This window comes from Kitasatospora sp. NPDC098663, assembly GCF_044760075.1.
GTDB lineage: Bacteria > Actinomycetota > Actinomycetes > Streptomycetales > Streptomycetaceae > Kitasatospora.
The window spans coordinates 127,785-143,481 of record NZ_JBIWAP010000018.1 but is presented as its reverse complement, the minus strand read 5'-3'; the positions used below and the strand labels follow the sequence as shown (position 1 = coordinate 143,481).

General features: G+C 74.2%; 15 protein-coding genes. 6 read left to right on the top strand and 9 right to left on the bottom strand.

All coding sequences use genetic code 11. The features are described 5' to 3' along the window. The first annotated feature begins 118 nt into the window (after positions 1-118). The 3 genes from ACIQVZ_RS21085 (at position 119) to ACIQVZ_RS21075 (ending at position 1,828) form a co-directional block, all read left to right on the top strand. Positions 119-796, top strand: a complete 678-nt coding sequence (locus ACIQVZ_RS21085) for a TetR/AcrR family transcriptional regulator (protein ID WP_350883988.1) — start codon at positions 119-121, stop codon at positions 794-796. 139 nt (positions 797-935) lie between these two features. Then, positions 936-1,130 (top strand): DUF1918 domain-containing protein, encoded by a 195-nt coding sequence (locus ACIQVZ_RS21080; RefSeq protein ID WP_350883986.1) that lies wholly within the window; start codon positions 936-938, stop codon positions 1,128-1,130. A gap of 50 nt (positions 1,131-1,180) precedes the next feature. Continuing rightward, a complete protein-coding gene (locus tag ACIQVZ_RS21075) occupies positions 1,181-1,828 on the top strand; it encodes a DedA family protein (protein WP_350883984.1) in 648 nt (215 codons plus the stop codon). An 88-nt stretch (positions 1,829-1,916) separates the two neighbouring features. On the opposite strand, the gene ACIQVZ_RS21070 is transcribed toward ACIQVZ_RS21075, so the two are convergent. The 5 genes from ACIQVZ_RS21070 to ACIQVZ_RS21050 all read right to left on the bottom strand — a co-directional run bounded on the left by ACIQVZ_RS21070 (position 1,917) and on the right by ACIQVZ_RS21050 (position 7,562). Next, complete coding sequence (locus ACIQVZ_RS21070; RefSeq protein ID WP_402451949.1) at positions 1,917-3,170, bottom strand: MFS transporter; 1,254 nt, start codon at positions 3,168-3,170, stop codon at positions 1,917-1,919. 5 nt (positions 3,171-3,175) lie between these two features. Further along, positions 3,176-3,796, bottom strand: a complete 621-nt coding sequence (locus ACIQVZ_RS21065; protein WP_402451948.1) for a GNAT family N-acetyltransferase — start codon at positions 3,794-3,796, stop codon at positions 3,176-3,178. Continuing rightward, positions 3,793-4,935, bottom strand: coding sequence for a type III PLP-dependent enzyme (locus ACIQVZ_RS21060; RefSeq protein ID WP_402452013.1), 1,143 nt, complete (start codon positions 4,933-4,935; stop codon positions 3,793-3,795). The genes ACIQVZ_RS21065 and ACIQVZ_RS21060 overlap by 4 nt, the downstream gene beginning before the upstream one ends. 150 nt (positions 4,936-5,085) lie before the next feature. Beyond that, positions 5,086-6,486: a DUF6271 family protein gene (locus ACIQVZ_RS21055; protein WP_402451946.1), complete on the bottom strand. Its 1,401-nt coding sequence runs from the start codon at positions 6,484-6,486 to the stop codon at positions 5,086-5,088. Continuing rightward, a complete protein-coding gene (locus tag ACIQVZ_RS21050) occupies positions 6,468-7,562 on the bottom strand; it encodes a phytanoyl-CoA dioxygenase family protein (RefSeq protein WP_402451944.1) in 1,095 nt (364 codons plus the stop codon). The genes ACIQVZ_RS21055 and ACIQVZ_RS21050 overlap by 19 nt, the downstream gene beginning before the upstream one ends. 453 nt (positions 7,563-8,015) lie before the next feature. Between ACIQVZ_RS21050 and ACIQVZ_RS21045 the strand changes: the two genes are divergently transcribed. Then, the gene (locus ACIQVZ_RS21045) at positions 8,016-9,965 is read left to right on the top strand and encodes an FUSC family protein (RefSeq protein ID WP_402451942.1); all 1,950 of its coding nucleotides are present in this window, start codon (positions 8,016-8,018) and stop codon (positions 9,963-9,965) included. Between the two features lie 24 nt (positions 9,966-9,989). On the opposite strand, the gene ACIQVZ_RS21040 is transcribed toward ACIQVZ_RS21045, so the two are convergent. Continuing rightward, the gene (locus ACIQVZ_RS21040) at positions 9,990-11,393 is read right to left on the bottom strand and encodes an amidase (RefSeq protein WP_402451940.1); all 1,404 of its coding nucleotides are present in this window, start codon (positions 11,391-11,393) and stop codon (positions 9,990-9,992) included. Positions 11,394-11,635: 242 nt separating this feature from the next. On the opposite strand from ACIQVZ_RS21040, the gene ACIQVZ_RS21035 reads away from it, so the two are divergent. Then, a complete protein-coding gene (locus ACIQVZ_RS21035; RefSeq protein ID WP_402451937.1) occupies positions 11,636-12,967 on the top strand; it encodes a cytochrome P450 in 1,332 nt (443 codons plus the stop codon). A 51-nt stretch (positions 12,968-13,018) separates the two neighbouring features. On the opposite strand, the gene ACIQVZ_RS21030 is transcribed toward ACIQVZ_RS21035, so the two are convergent. From ACIQVZ_RS21030 to ACIQVZ_RS21020, 3 genes are all read right to left on the bottom strand, one after another. Next, entirely contained in the window at positions 13,019-13,474 is a 456-nt protein-coding gene (locus ACIQVZ_RS21030) for a hypothetical protein (RefSeq protein WP_350883968.1), read from the bottom strand. Between the two features lie 113 nt (positions 13,475-13,587). Next, positions 13,588-14,169 carry a YetF domain-containing protein gene (locus ACIQVZ_RS21025; protein WP_350883966.1) on the bottom strand — a complete coding sequence of 194 codons (582 nt, stop codon included), beginning with the start codon at positions 14,167-14,169 and terminating at the stop codon, positions 13,588-13,590. 119 nt (positions 14,170-14,288) lie between these two features. Then, positions 14,289-15,089, bottom strand: coding sequence for a LysR family substrate-binding domain-containing protein (locus ACIQVZ_RS21020; protein WP_402452010.1), 801 nt, complete (start codon positions 15,087-15,089; stop codon positions 14,289-14,291). Between the two features lie 67 nt (positions 15,090-15,156). Between ACIQVZ_RS21020 and ACIQVZ_RS21015 the strand changes: the two genes are divergently transcribed. Next, positions 15,157-15,585 (top strand): DUF5997 family protein, encoded by a 429-nt coding sequence (locus ACIQVZ_RS21015; protein WP_350883962.1) that lies wholly within the window; start codon positions 15,157-15,159, stop codon positions 15,583-15,585. Positions 15,586-15,697: the final 112 nt, after the last annotated feature.

Sequence of the window (15,697 nt, the reverse complement as noted above, 5' to 3'; positions counted from 1 at the left end):
TCCCGCCACCGTGACGTTCAGCTCCAGCCACCGATCGACTCGTTTCCCGCCCGAAACTCGTGACCCGTTGCGCCCCGGTGATTCGCCGCTGGCACAGCGGATGCGGCACAGTGACGTCATGAGCGGCGACACCAGGAGTCACGAGAGCGCCGGGCGGGGCCCCGTGACCAGGCGCCGTCCGGTCCAGCAGCGCAGCCAGGAGCGGTATGGCCGGATCCTCGACGCCTGCGCCGGGCTGCTCGACGAGGTCGGCGCCACCGCGCTCACCACGAAGGAGGTCGCCCAGCGCGCCCAGGTGCCGATCGGCACCCTGTACCAGTTCTTCTCCGGCAAGGAGGACCTGCTGGCCGCCCTCGCCGGCCGCAACCTCGACCGCTACCTCCAGCGGCTCGACCACCGGCTGGCGACCGCCGCGCCCCTCGGCCCGGCCGGGTTCACCGACCTCGCGGTGGAGGAGTTCGTCGCGATGAAGCGCGCGGTACCCGGATTCGGCCAGCTCGACTTCGGCCTCGCCGACGCGGCCGCCCCCGCCGGGCTGCGGGACGACCGGCACCTGCTCGACCCGGGCGTGGACAACAACACCGCCGTCGCGCTGCGTCTCCAGGCGCTCGGCGGCGAGGTGTTCGCCACCGGCGACCCGGCGGCGCTCACCCTCGCCCTGCGGGTCGCCCTGGAGGCCGCCGACGCGGTGCTCAAGCTGGCCTTCCGCGGCGATCCGCAGGGCGATCCGGCGCTGATCGCCGAGTGCAAGCGGCTGGTCCGCGGCTACCTCGCGGAGCAGCCGCCCGCCGGCTGAGCCCGGTCCCCGCACGCCCTTCCCCGCCATCCGTCCCGCGCGTCCCGTCCGCCCGCGCCGTTGCGGGCCCGCCTCCGCCGCAGCACAGTGGAAAGCGGAACGGCCGCGGAGGCGGCCGCCACGACCCGAGGAGCAGACCATGCAGGCAGCGGTAGGTGACCAGCTCCACATCCACAGCAGGTCGGTGGGCATGACGGACCAGAAGGGCGAGATCGTCGAGGTGCGCGGCACCGACGGCGAACCGCCGTACGTGGTCCGCTTCGAGGACGGCCACGAGGGCCTGATCTACCCCGGCCCCGACTGCAACATCGAGCACCGCACGGCGGACCGCTGACCGACTCCCCCACCGCCCCGCACCCCACCCGGGCGAGGTGGTGAGCAGCGGTGTCCGCCCCCACGACCCCGCTGCCCGGAGCGCTCGCCGGGCTCGCGCCACTGCTGGACCACTACGGGTACCTCGCGGTGGCGCTGCTCGTGCTGCTCGACAACTGCGGCGTCCCGGTGCCCGGGCAGACCGTCCTGGTGCTCGCCTCCGTGTACGCCGGCAGCGGCCACCTGGACTTCGCCGCCGTCCTCCTGATCGCCATCGGCGCCGCCGCGCTCGGCAACAGCCTCGGCTACCTGATCGGCCGTACCGGCGGGCGCGCCTTCGTCCACCGCTGGGGCCGCTACGTGCTGCTCACCCCGGCCCGGATGGAGCGCGCGGACGGCTTCTTCGCCCGGCACGGCGGCAAGGTCGTCACGGTCGCCCGGTTCGTGGACGGGCTGCGCCAGACCAACGGCATCATCGCCGGGACGACGGAGATGCCCTGGCGCCGGTTCCAACCGTTCAACCTGCTCGGCGCCGCGCTGTGGACGGGCGTCTGGGGCGCCTTCGGCTACGTGGCCGGGGCCAACATCGGCGCCGTCTACCGGACGGCGATCCGCTACCAGCTCTGGTTCGCGATCGGCCTCGGGCTGCTGGTCGCGGTCCTCCTGCTCCGGCAGGTGCTGCGCTACCGGCGCCGGAGCCGCACCGACGCGGGAAGCTAGGGCAAACGCCACTTACTCAAACGGGCTCCATAGGGTACTGACCTGCGAAAACTCGCCCTGGAAGCCGCCAGAGCCACCGGCATCGAAGCTAGGTCCCGTCCGGGGCGAGTCGGCCGTCGCGGGTCTCGGGACGGGGCTCGGGATGGGGCTCGGGGCGGGGCTCCGGGGCGGGCCAGCTGATCCGGGTGGCGCAGAGCGAGACGACCGCGGCGGAGACGGCTACGGCGGCCATGCCCCACACCAGGCTGGTGGCGTCGGCGATGAAGCCGATCACGGCGGGCCCGGCGAGCAGCCCGGTGGTGCCCATCGCGGCGACCAGGGAGAGCGCGTCCGAGCCCTGGCGGGCCGCGGCGACGTAGACGCACGGGGTGACCGCCGCGACGCCGAGGCCGACGCAGGCGAAGCCGATCAGGGTCGGCACGACGCCGCCGACGAGCAGCGCGAGGGCCAGTCCGGCGCCGGCCAGCAGGCTGCCGGTCCGCACGATCCGGCCGTCGCCGAAGCGGGTGCGCCAGCCGTCCGCGAAGATCCGGGCGAGCACCATCATCACCGAGACGACGGCGATGCCCAGCGGGGCGAGCCCGGCACCCGCGTTCACGACGTCCTTGAGGTACAGCGCGGACCAGTCGTTCATGGCGCCCTCGGTAACGGTGCCGAACACCATCGCCAGGCCCATCCAGAGGGTCGCCGCGGCCGGGAGGACGAAGCGGCGGCGGTCCTTCTTCGCGGCGGACGCCTGCGTCTGGTCCGGCCCGTCCTGCGCCGCGGCCGGTGCGTCGTCCGTGAGCAGTCCGGGCCTGGCGGCCACGACCAGCACCGCGAGCAGCGCGGCGGCGACCCCGAAGTGCACGGCGAGCGTGCCGGTGAAGGCGGTGACGCCGGAGGCGAGCAGCGCGGCGAGCAGCGAGCCGGCGCTGAAGGTGGCGTGCAGGCGGGACATGGTGGTCCGCGCGTAGCGGGCCTCCAGCGCCGCGCCCTGGGCGTTCATCGCGACGTTCAGGCAGCCCACGGCGACGCCGTCGCAGAACAGCACCAGCAGGGTGAGCGGGTAGTCGGGCACCACGGACAGGGCGACCAGGACGCCGCCGAGGGCGAGCGCGGAGAGCACGGACAGCAGGCGGGAACCGAACCGCCGCATCAGCACCGCGACCAGCGGGAAGGACACCGCCGCGCCGACCCCGCAGGTCATCAGCAGCAGGCCGATCTGGGCCTCGCCGAGGTCGAGCCGGGTCTTCAGCGCGGGGATCCGGGAGACCCAGGTCGCGTACTGGAATCCGAGCAGGAAGAACAGTGCGGCGATGGCCAGTTGGGACCGGCGGAAGTCGTCGCGAACGGGGGACATGTGCATCAGCCCACTTCGGCTCTGGGTGGGAACCCGGGGGACGGGTCGGTGGAGGGGGTCAGCGCCTGGACGGCGGACGGGACGGCGGACGGGACGGCGGACGGGGCCGGGACGGCGACAGAAGCAGCGGCCGGGCTCAGCGGCATCGCCATGTAGAGCGCCTCGGGGCCGTAGCTCCCGGGCAGTCCGATCTCGGGGCGGGCGCGGTAGCCCAGCGGGGCCCACACCACCTGCGAGCCGCGGACGGCGACCAGGGACATGGTGCGGTAGCCGCGGGCCCGGGCCACCTCCTCCAGGCCGCGCAGCATCCGGTGGGCCAGGCCGCGGCCGCGCAACTCCTCGGCGACGACCAGGTCGTGGAGGTGCATGTTGGTCGCGCGGACGCCGCCGGCCTCGGCCCGGCTGAGGTCCGGGCACTGGAACAGCGGGTAGGGCAGGGCCAGCAGGTAGCCGCCGAGGCCGCCGGCGTGCTCCAGGACGAAGCAGGTGTCGGGCGAGGCGCGGTGGCGGGAGCGCAGCGCCTCGCGGCCTTCGGACAGGCCGCTGGCGGCGTAGGCGCGCTCCTCCAGCGCGACGACGCCGTCCCAGTCCCCCTCCTGGAGCAGCCGGATGCGGAGGTCGGTCATCTGCCCGAGTCTCCGTCCGGACCGCCGGTCTGGCCGATGCAGGTGTAGGGCAGCGGCTCGAAGCCGTTGAACCCCTGGGTGGTGTAGGCGGTGGCGTAGGCGCCGCAGGAGTGGATCCAGACCGGTTCGCCGGAGGCGATCGCGCGCGGGACGCGCACCAGGCCGTCCTCCTGGGCGTACGCGTCGTCGCTGTCGCAGGTCGGGCCGGCGATGACGGCGTTGACGAACTGGCCGCCGGGGTGGGTGGGGAATTCGAGCCGGTACTGGAGCTCGTCCATCTCGTACAGGCCGTTGAACTTGCCGCAGCTCAGGAAGAGCCAGTCCTCGCGGGTGCCGTCGAGCTGGTGCCGGGAGGAGAGCCGGGCGACGTGGGCGCGGATGGCGCCGTGGTCGGCGACCAGGTGCCGGCCGGGCTCCAGCAGGAAGTCCAGCGGCGCGGCGTTGACGGTGCGCAGCCGGTCCATGCCCTCGCGGATGACCGCGAACATCTTGTCCAGCGGCGGGTCGAGCGGGCGGCCGTGCCGGTCCAGGACGCCGAGGGCGGGCAGGCCGCCGCCGAGGTTGATCCGCTGCGGGGTGATGCCGCGCCAGTTGAGCGCCTCCAGGACGGCGGCGAGCGAGTCGACGGCGGCGCCCCAGGCTTCGGCGGTCATCTGCTGGGAGCCGACGTGCACGGAGAGTCCGGACGGGGTGAGGCCGGCCGAGCGGGCGGCGTCCAGGACGCGCAGGGCGTCCTCGGGCGAGCAGCCGAACTTGCGGCTCAGGCCCCACAGCGCGCCGTCGCCCGAGGTGGCGACCCGGCAGAACACCCGGGAGCCGGGGGCGTGTTCGGCGATGGCGGCGACGTCCTCCAGGCTGTCGGTGGCGAAGTCGCGCACGCCCAGCCGGTAGGCCTCGGCGATGTTGCGGTCGGACTTGATGGTGTTGCCGTAGTGGATTCGGTCGGGGCTCACCCCGGTGCGCAGGGCCTGGGCGATCTCCTGCGGGCTGGCCGCGTCGAAGCCGGAGCCGAGGGCGGCGAGGCGGCCGAGCACCTCGTCCACCGGGCAGGCCTTCATGGCGAACCGGACGGCGACGTCGGGCAGTTCGCCGATCAGGTCGGTGTACTGGCGCTCGATGCCGTCGAGGTCGTAGATGATCCGGTCGTCGGTGGCGGCGGCGAGGGCGGCGCGGAGCGCCGTCCGGTCGTGCGCGGCCGGGTCGGGCGCGACGCCGGTGTGGGCGGTGGTGTGGTGCGCCGGGGCGCGGTGGGCGATGGTCTGACGTATCACGAATGGCTCCCGGTGCGGCTACCGCGGCAGCCGGTCGGCGGGCGTGGCCTTGCTCGCCCGCATGAGCGGGCCCCACGCGTCGATCAGCAGCGCGAAGTCCTCGATGTCCGCCTGCGCTTCGTCGAGCAGACGCGCCCGCTGGGGCGCCAGGTGGTCGGCGAACTCGGCGTACTTCCCGCCGAGTCGCCGGTAGCAGTGGTCCAGCGCGTCGAGCCGTCGGTGGTTCTCCGCGCGGTCCGTCGCGGCGCTGCGGCGGGCGGAGTCGGCGATGACGTCGGCGCGGATGTGGTTCGCCTCGTCGAGGAGGGACCCGCCGGCCGCCTCCATCTCGGAGTAGACCGGGTACAGGTAGAGCATGGAGAGCAGGAACTTGGCGTAGCGCAGCTGGTAGGCGGTGAAGCCCGTGCCGGTGCGCCGTTCCGGGGTGTAGTAGTTGACGATGTGCCGGTTGTGGACGACGCCGGGCAGGGTGGCGTCGCGGACGAGGTGCAGCAGGAAGTAGTCGCTGCCGATGGTGGCGGTGGCGGGCGGCAGCGGGACGCGGTCGTAGACCTCGTGGTCGAGGGCGACGTTGCACATGTCGATCCGCCAGATGTCGGGCAGGTCGAGCACGGCGCGGTCGTGGCGGAACGGGTCGGTGCCGCCGCCGGTGAAGGAGTCGGCGACGAGTTCGCGGCGTTCCCGCTCGCTCGCGCCGGTGGGCGCCCAGAGCGCGACGACCTGGTGGTAGGCGTCCGGGTCGAGTTCGCGGATCTCGCCGATGTCGACGGAGAGTTCACCGACGAAGGAGCCGCCGACCAGGGCGACGGGCTTGTCGGCGTGCACCGGGTCGAGGGTGACCTCGGTGACGGCGGCGGCCGCGTCGGCCGCCTTGAGGCCGAGCGTGGCGAGTTCGTGCTCGATCGGGAACACCGGTTCGCCGTCGAGCAGTTGGTACGCGCTGTCGGAGTCGCGGCGGTGCACGGAGGCGCAGCCGAGCGCGCCGGCGAGCAGGAACGCCCGGTTGGTGCAGGCGCCGTAGGAGACGGCGTCGGGGAGCATCAGGTCGAGCAGCTTGTCGCCGGGCCGCCCGTCCGGGCCGGCGGTGCCGGAGCGCTCGATCACGTCGCGCAGGAAGCCGCGTTGGGCGGCCTCGTCGAGGTGGTGGACGACCACCTCCCCGACCTCGAAAGCGGCACCGGACCCGGCACCGGACCCGACGGCGGACGCGGCACCCGACGCGGCACCGGACCCGACGGCGGGCAGCGCGGCGACGGCCTCGGCGTGCCGCCGGTAGGTGGCCGGGTCGGCGGAGTCGAGGATCAGCAGGTGCACCCGGACGCCGAACCGCCGTGCGGCGTAGGCGGCTTCGGCGCCGATCGCGGCGATGGTGGCCGCGCACTCGCGGTTGGTGGGCAGGGTCAGGCAGACGGCGCGCATGCCGGCTCCCCCGCGGACTCGGCGGGCTGCTGCGGGGCGGGCCGGTCGCCCGTGGGCTCCGGGTCGTGCCAGGAGCGCAGGCCGAGCAGCCGCTCACCGAGTTCGGTGAGTTCGGCGGGCCCGTAGCGCAGCGACTCGTGGCGGGTCGCGTCGCCGACCAGGGTGCGGTTCCAGTCCGGGGTGGCGAGGGTGCGCCAGGACTCCACCCGGGAGCGGCGCATCTGCGCGGCCTCCTCCAGCGCGGGCATCATCGACAGGTACTGCACGGCGCGGACGCCGCTCTCGGAGGTGTTGCGGGCGACGCCGTGGGCGAGCAGGCCGTTCCAGATCAGCAGGTCGCCGGCCTTCAACTCGGGCCGCACCACCGGGAACTCGGTGCGGTCGACGTCCGGGCGGATCGGGTCGCGGTCGGCGGCCTGGGCGGCCTGCCACTCGTTGAAGCGGCGGAACAGCTCCGGGTTGCACTGGAAGCCGCCGTGGTCGGGCCGGGTGTCGTCGAGCGCGATGATGCCCTGGACGCGCTGGGGCAGCATGCCCTGGGTGGTGTCGACGTCCCAGTGCAGTTCGATGTCGAAGCCCCGGTCGGTGGGCTCGATCAGCGCGCGGTCGCGGTTGCGGATGTTCGGCGGGTTGAGGTTGAGCCGGTCGAGGGTGACCCAGAGCTCCTCGCAGTCCCAGACGTCGACGAAGGCGTCGTAGACCCTCCGGGCCTGCCGACTGTCCCAGATCAGCTGGTGGTGGTAGGCCTCGACGAAGCCGTAGATGTGCAGTTCCCGGTCGAGTTCGTCGCGGTAGTCGCGTTCGCGGTACCAGTCCTCGGGGCGGTCGGGCGAGAGGCCCTGGAAGTCCCAGGCGAAGTCGAGCAGGCGCCGTGCGGCCTCGGCCGGGACGGCCTCCTTGACCACGATGTAGCCGTAGGTCTGCCAGAACGCGAAGTCCTCCTCGGAGAGCACCCGCAGCGGACGCTCCTTGCGGACCTCGCGCAGCGCCGTGCGCGCGAGGTAGCTCTCCCCGTCCTCGCTGAAGTAGGGGCGCGCCGAGGCGGCTCGGTGCAGATATCCGTCAGGGCTCGGCATGGGCAGTCACTCCATGGTTCGTAGTCGACGCAGCGCTTCCTGGACGCACAGTGCGGGCACGGCGAGCCGACGGCCCGTCACCGGCCGTGCGTGGAATTCAGTCCGTGGACCGCATGCCGTCCGCATGCGCTCCACCTCGCCCGGGCCCCGGCCGTGCAAGGTTCCGCCACGTCAGGGGGCCAACTCATCGGTCCGGCACGGCCTCTCACCCCGCCTCAGCCCCTGCCGAACCGCGCCCCTCATACGTTGGACTAGACCAACTAATGGTGTCAACCCTCGACGGCTGGTTACCAATAGGGAAATCCGCGCAGTTCAGATGGCCCCTCGGGGTTCGCTTTATGTTTCGGAGAGTGACATAAGCAGGGGTATGTTTCGGGAATTGACATACCCGGACGTGAACCGAAACGCGTTCCCCAGCGTTGCGCCCCGTCCTTCGCGCCGTACGTTGGGCCTATGGCACACCGCCCCGCCGCCACCCGGCTCACCCCGCCCGGCTGGCTGACCGCGAGCCTGCGCCCCAAGGCCGCGCCGGTCCCCTGGGCCGCCGCCGCCCGGGCCTCGGTGGCGCTGGCCGCGCCGCTCGCGGTCGGCACGGCCACCGACCGGCCCGGGTACGGCGCGCTGGTGTCGATGGGTGCGCTGTCCGGGGTCATCGGGGACACCGCGGACGCCTACCGGATGCGGGTGTTCAACATCGCCGTGCCGCAGCTCTTCGGCGCCCTCGGGATCCTGCTCGGCACCCTGGTGTACGGTGCGGGCTGGACGGCCGTCGCCGTGCTGACCGCCGTCGCCCTGGTCTCCGGCATGATCTCCTCGATCGGCGCGGTCGCCTCGGTGTCCGGACTGCTCCTCCTGCTCAACGCGGTGGTCGGCGCCGGGCTGCCGCTGCCCTCCCCTTGGTGGCTGCCGCCCGGACTGCTGCTGCTCGGCGGCCTGTTGGTGCTCGGCCTCACCCTGCTCGCCTGGCCGCTGCGCGGCGGCGCGCCGGAGCGCTCCGCCGTGGCCGGCACCTACCGGTCGGTCGCCGACTTCCTGGAGGCCGCCGGCACCCCCGGAGCCGACGACGCGCGCCAGGCGCTCACCCAGTCGCTGAACCAGTCCTACGACCTGCTGCTCGCCCGGCGGGCCCGCCGGCACGGCCGCTCCCCCACCCTGGTCCGGCTGCTCGCCCAGCTCAACGCCGCCATCCCGGTGGTGGAGGCCGCCTCGGCGGCGCAGCTGCGCCCACGCGAGTACGGTCCGCTACCGCCCGCCTACCCGGCGGCGGTGCGCGAGCTGGCCGCGGCCGTCGAGCGGGGCCGCGCCGCGCCGACCCCGCCGCCCGGACTGCCCGATCCGGCCGGACCGTCCACCCGCGCCCTGGTCGCCGCGATCGGCCACGCCCGGGCCGTCGCGCACGAGCCCGCACCCGACCCGTACGCCGGCGACGACCCGCTCGGCCGGCCCGCCGCACTGCGGATCCGCGCCCGCCGGGCCGCCCACGCGCTGCTGCTGTCCCGGGCGTCCTGGCGGTACGGGCTGCGGCTGGCGCTGTGCATCGGCCTCGCCCAGATCCTGGTGTCGGTGATCGCGGTGCCCCGCTCGTACTGGGTGTCGCTGACCGTCACCTTCGTGCTGAAACCCGACTTCGGCTCGGTGTTCTCCCGGGCGGTGCTGCGCGCGCTCGGCACCGCCGCCGGGCTGCTGGTCGCCATCCCGGTGCTGGCCGAGGTGCCGCACGGCTGGTGGGACGTGCCGGTGATGGCGGCGCTGGCGACCCTGATCCCGGTGCTGTCGGCGAAGGGGTACGCGTTCCAGACCGCGGCGATCACCCCGGTGATCCTGCTGCTCTCCGACCTGCTCAACCACCGGGGCTTCCACCTGGTGCTGCCCCGGCTGTACGACTCGCTGATCGGCTGCGGCATCGCGCTGCTGACCGGCTACCTGCTGTGGCCGGACTCCTGGCACACCCGGATCGGGGAGCGGCTGGCCGACGCCGTCGCGGACACCGCCGCGTACGTCTCGCTGGCCTTCACCACCGCGCCCGGGGCCGACCAGCCGGCCCGCGCCCGGTACCGGCGGCGGCTCTACCGGGACCTGTCCGCCGTGCGCAGCGAGTTCCAGCGGGCGCTCACCGAACCGCCGCCGGTCGGGGCCCGGGCCGAGGCCTGGTGGCCGCTGGTGATCGCGGTCGAGCGGATCGTGGACACCACGACCGCCACCCGGGTCCGGGTCGAGCACGGCGCTCCGGCGCCGTCCCCGGCCGAGGTCGGCGCCGTCGTCCGGGAGCTGGGCGACCTGGCCGGGGCGCTGCGCAGCGGCGGGCCGCTGCCCGAGGCCGGGCCGGACGCCCTCCCGCCCGACTGCGCGCTGGGCCGGCTGCACCGCGAGGTGCAGGCGGCCCGGGCGGTGGTGCCCGCCTGAGGGCCGGGCCGGCCGGGGGCCGGGTCAGTCCTGGATCCGCCGCCAGGGCCGGTCCGCCTCCAGTTCGAAGGCCAGCTCCAGCAGCAGCCGCTCCTGCCCGTGCGCGGCCGACAGGTGCACGCCGATCGGCAGGCCGCTCGGTGCGGCGCCGGTGGGCAGGGCGATGCCGGGGCCGCCGGTCACGTTGTTGACCGGGGTGAAGGCCACGTAGCGCTGGAGGCGCTCGATCAGCTCGTCGAAGGCCACGTTCGGGCTGAGGTGGCCGATCGGCGGGGCGGTGTGCGCGAGGACCGGCGAGAGGATCGCGTCGTGGGTGCGGAAGAGGCCCGCGTACGCGGCTTCGGCGGCGCGCAGTCGACGCAGCACGGCCGGGGTGTGCAGGAACTCCCGCTGGTAGAGCCGGCGCAGCCCGGTGGTCAGGCCGTCGAGCCGGTTGATCCGGAAGCTGCGGTCCAGCACCAGCCGGCCGCTGATCGCGATGGCGAAGGCGATGTAGCCCCAGTAGAGGACGAAGTCGCGGGAGAACTCCTCGCCGAACGGCAGGGTGGTCTCCTCGACGTGGTGGCCCAGTGCCGCCAGCCGGGCGGCGGTCTGCTCGACGGCGGCGCGGGTGGGTCCGTCGGTGGTGGCGAGCGGCGAGTCCACGACCAGTCCGATCCGCAGCCGGCGCCGCCCCGGGCCTTCGACCAGGCCGAGCGGGGGCAGCGCGGGGTTGCGGTGGTGGCGCTCGGCGGCGGCGTAGAAGGCGGCGGTGTCGCGGACGGAGCGGGTGAGCACGCCGTCGGTGACGAGGTCGATCGGCAGCTTGCCGCTCTGGGCGTTGGTGACCAGGCGGCCCCGGGTGGGCTTGAGTCCGACCAGTCCGCAGCAGGCGGCCGGGATGCGGATCGATCCGCCGCCGTCGTTGGCGTGCGCGATCGGCACCACTCCGGCGGCGACCAGCGCGGCCGAGCCGCCGGAGGAGGCGCCGGCCGAGTGCGAGGGCTTCCACGGGTTGCGCACCGGCTGGGCGGTGGCGAACTCGGTGGAGGCGTTGAGGCCGAACTCGGGCAGCCGGGTCTTGCCGAGGACGGCCAGGCCGGTGGCGAGGAACTGGTCGGTGAAGCGGGAGTTGCGCCGGGCCGGGCGGGCCTGGAAGGCCTCGCTGCCCATGCCGGTCGGCAGGCCGCGCAGGTCGACGTTGTCCTTGAGGAAGGTGGGGACGCCGTACAGCGGGCCGTCGGTGCCGTCCGGGCCGAGCCGGGGCCGGTCGTAGGACGGGTGGGCGACGGGGGTGAGCGTCCGGTCGATCCGGGCGGCGCGGGCGGTGGCGGCCGCGGCCAGTTCGACGGGGGCCACCTCGCCGGCGCGGACGAGGGCGGCCAGGGCCACGGCGTCGTGCGCGCCGAGGGCGTCGTCGGTGAACCCGTGGGCCCGCTCGTCGGTCATCCGAACTCCCCAATCCCTACTGACCGGTAGTCGCGCAAGAGTTCGCAGTGTAGGCGTGGGGCCGCGCCGGGGGATACCCCACCCCCGGCTCCCGTCGCCGAACCCCGACGGCGCACGGGCGTTCGGCATGCGCCCCCGCGTTCCCCCCACCCGCCGGTCGGAGATCGTTTCGCCGGCGGCCCCGAGGAAAGGCCGGATCACGAACCGATCCGGTCCTCCCACCCAACTCCAAGGTGACGCCCGTGCCCACCCAGTACACCTCGGCCACCGCCCCCGGCGCCCTCCCGCTGCTCGGCCACGCCCCCGCCTTCGTCCGCCGGCCACTGGAGTTCGTCGCCGGCCTGCCCGCCCACGGCGACCTCGTCCGGCTACGGCTCGGCCCGCTCGACGCGTACGTCGCCTGCCACCCCGAACTGGTCCGCCAACTGCTCGCCGAGGACCGCACCTACGACAAGGGCGGGCTCGTCCTCGACAAGGCCCGCGAGGTCTTCGGCGACGGCCTGGCCACCTGCCCGGCCGCCGCGCACCGGCGCCAACGCCGCATGCTGCAACCCGCGTTCCACCGCGACCGGTTGCCCGGCTACGCCGCGATGATGGCCGAGGAGATCGCCGGCACCACCGCCTCCTGGAGCGACGGCGACGTGGTCGACGTCCCCGCCGCGATGTACCGCCTCACCACCGCGGTGACCGCCCGCTGCCTGTTCGCCGCCCACGAGCGGGCCGGCGCGCTGCCCGTCCACGACAGCATGGACGTCATCACCCGCGGCGTCGGCCGGCGCGTCATGATGCCGCTGCCCGGCGCCGACCGCATCCCCACCCCGGGCAACCGCCGCTTCCGCCGCGCCCAGCAGGACCTGAAGGAGGTCACCCGGCGGCTGATCGCCGACTACCGGGCCGCCGGCACCGACCACAACGACCTGCTGTCCATGCTGCTCAGCGCCCGCGACGAGGACGGGCGGGGGCTCACCGACGCCGAGATCCACGACCAGGTGGTCACCTTCCTGCTCGCCGGCATGGAGACCACCGCCGCCACCCTCTCCTGGGCCTGGACCCTGCTCGCCGCCCACCCGGCCGTCCGCGACCGCCTGCACACCGAGCTGGACACCGTGCTCGACGGCCGCCCCGCCCGCCACGAGGACCTGCCCGCCCTGCCGCTCACCGCCAGGGTGGTCACCGAGACGCTGCGGCTCTACCCGCCGGTGTGGATCCTCAGCCGCGTCGTCGCCGCCGACGCCGAACTCGGCGGCCACCGCGTCCCGGCCGGCGCGACCATCCTGTTCAGCCCGTACCTGCTGCACCGCCGCGCCGACGTCTTCGCCTGCCCCGCCCGCTTCGACCCCGACCGCTGGCTCACCAACACCCGCCCCTCCCCCGGCACCTACGCCCCCTTCGGCCTCGGTCCCCGCCGCTGCATCGGCGACGTGTTCGGCACCACCGAGGCCGCCCTCGCCATCGCCACCATCGCGGCCCGCTGGACCGTCACCCCCACCCCCGGCCGCCCGGTCCGCCCGACCCGCAGTTCCTCGCTGTCCCCCCGTCCCTTCACGGCCACCCTCGCCCGCCGGCGGTGGTGACCGGGGCTCCCGCCCCGCGCGGCGCGGACGGGAGCCATGCCTGACGGAACGTCACGTACGCGGCGGGCGGGGGATGCCCTGCCAGCGGTAGAGCATGGACTCCCACGTGTAGGTGTAGGCGAAGGTGACGTCGAAGCTGGTGGTCCGCTCCAGGTGCGGCTGGCCGGAGGTCTCCGGGTCGAGCCAGGTGGTCGCGCCGTAGACGGACGCCCGCGGGTACACGCAGATCGTCCAGCGGAACCAGCCCGAGGAGAGCTGGACGTCCTGGGACGGCACGTTGCCACCCGGCGTGCTGAAGCTCCAGGCGTACGTGCCGGCGTCCAGGAACAGCCGCCGCTCGACGCACTGCTGCGCCGGCGTCACCGGGGCCGGCAGCGGCACCAACTGCCCGTAGCCCTGGAGGAATTCGCGTTCGGTCGCGGCGGATGCCGTACCGGCCGTCGGCCCGGCCACCAGGGCGAGCAGGACGGCCGTCAGGGCCGGGATCCAGGAGAGTCTGCGCAGCATGCGTTCCTCCGGCCGGACAAGGGCCCGGCGAGTGTGGACGGAAGTGGTCTACGCCGATCCTGCCGGGCCGGGTGCGGCCGTTCCCATCCCAGACCTCTGGGGTGGCCGCCGGGTCAGTCCTCGCCGCGCCGGTCCGCCGCCAGGGTGGTGAGCAGCCGCTCGATGGCCTCCAGCCGTCGGTGCAGGTCCTCGACGTCGCCGCGGGTGGCGCTCTGCTCGGCGGGCTTGAGGGTGATCACCAACTGGCCGTCGGGCTCCAGCCGCCCGACCGCGACGTCGCGGATGGAGTCGCCGTTCTGGACGCGAACGGCGTGCTCGATCTCGGACGCGCGCAGCGCCAGCCCGCGCAGCGCGCCCGGGACGAGCTTGCCGTCGCGCACCACGGTGGTCGGGGTGCCCTCCAACAGCCGGGCGGCACGCGGGTCGTGGGCCAGCCAGCGGGTGACGGCGGCGTTCACCGCGATCAGGGTGACCGCGCCGATGGCGCCGCCGAGCAGGCTGTTGTCATTGCCGATGATCGCGTTCTGCACCACGTTGGACAGCAGGAAGATGACCACCATGTCGAAGGTGTTCAGGCCCGCCAGCCCGCGCTTTCCCGCGATCCGGAACAGGATCAGGATCAGCGCGTAGACCGCGATCGTGCGGAGGATCTTCTCCACGATCGGAATCTGGACGATCACCAGGTCGTGCCACATGGCCCCGCTCCTTCAACCCCTCGGCCGGACGGGGCGGGCACCGCCCGGGCCCGACGGTACGCGCCCCGCCGGGCCCCGGCCAGCACCCGGACGAACCCGGGACTCCAGCGGGACAGGACCTACGAGCGGCGCTTCGGCTTGCCGCGCTTGGCGGCGGCCGCGCCCCGGCCGCCCGCCGCGGGCTTCGGCCGGCCCTTCTGCTGGCCGCCCTTGTGCTGGCCCGCCTTCTGCTGGCCGGACTTCTGCTGACCGCCCTTCTGCGGCTGCGACTTGCGCGGCGCCGCGGCCTTCTGCGGCTCCGCCGCCGGCTGGGCGCCGCGCCCGCGCGAGCTGTTGACCGTACGGCCCCGGACGATGCCGATGAACTCCTCGACCAGGTCCGTCGTGCGGTCCTCCGGCCAGGCGAGCGCCACCTGGGACTGCGGCGCCTCGGCGACCGGCCGGAAGGTGAGGTCCTTGCGGTGGTGCAGCCGGGCCAGCGACTGCGGCACCAGCAGCACGCCGACGTTGGCCGCGACCAGCTCGACGGCGTCGGCGGTGCTCGCCGGGCGCTCGATCGCCGGGCGGCCGGGCAGCCCGCCCGGCCAGCCGAGGGTGTCGTCGAGCGGGTGGAACACCACCTCCTCGGCAAGGTCGCCGAGCGCGACCTCCTCGGCGGCCGCGAGCCAGTGGTCCTTGGGGAAGACCACGACGGTGGTCTCGGCGTAGAGCGGGATCGCGCTGAGCACGTCCCGGTCGACGGGCAGCCGGACGAGTCCGGCGTCCGCGGTGCCCTCGCGCAGGGTCGCCTCGCCGTCCCCGGCCGGGACGGCGAGGAGGTCGAGCGGCACGTCCGGGAGCCGCTCGGACCACACCCGGACCCATTTGCCGGGGGTCACGCCCGGGACGTACACGAGCCGGAAGGACGGGTTCACCTGCATGTCTGTCACAGGGCAAGGCTACCGACCGTGACCGGGAGCGCCCGCGCACTCCCTTACCCTTGTCACCATGACATCGCTCAAGCAGAAGACCAGCCAGACCATGAAGCCGGCCACCGCCGCCAAGAAGCTGGGGATCTACCTCGACGCGGCGCCGACCGGCTTCCAGGAGGGTGTGGTCTCCCGCGAGGAGCTCAACGCGCTTCAGGCCGACCCGCCGCAGTGGCTCCAGGAGCTGCGCCAGAACGGCCCGCACCCTCGCCCGGTGGTCGCCGCCAAGCTCGGCGTCTCCATCGCCGGCCTGGCCCGCGGCGGCGTGACCGAGGCGCTCACCACCGAGCAGATCGAGGCCGTCAAGGCCGAGAACCCGCTCTGGCTGCAGCACGAGCGCGCCAACCAGGTGGACGTCCGCAAGGAGGCCGTCCGGATCAAGGAGAAGCAGGAGAAGGACGCCGCGGCGCTCGCCGCCAAGGCTGCCAAGGCCGCCAAGGCCGGCTGACCCGCGCGCTCCGGCCGCCGGCCGGGCCCGACGGTCAGACCCCTGCGCAGGGCTGGTGCCGACGTCCGTTCCACGGGCGTCGGCACAGTCGTCGGCGGACGTGCGGACAGGG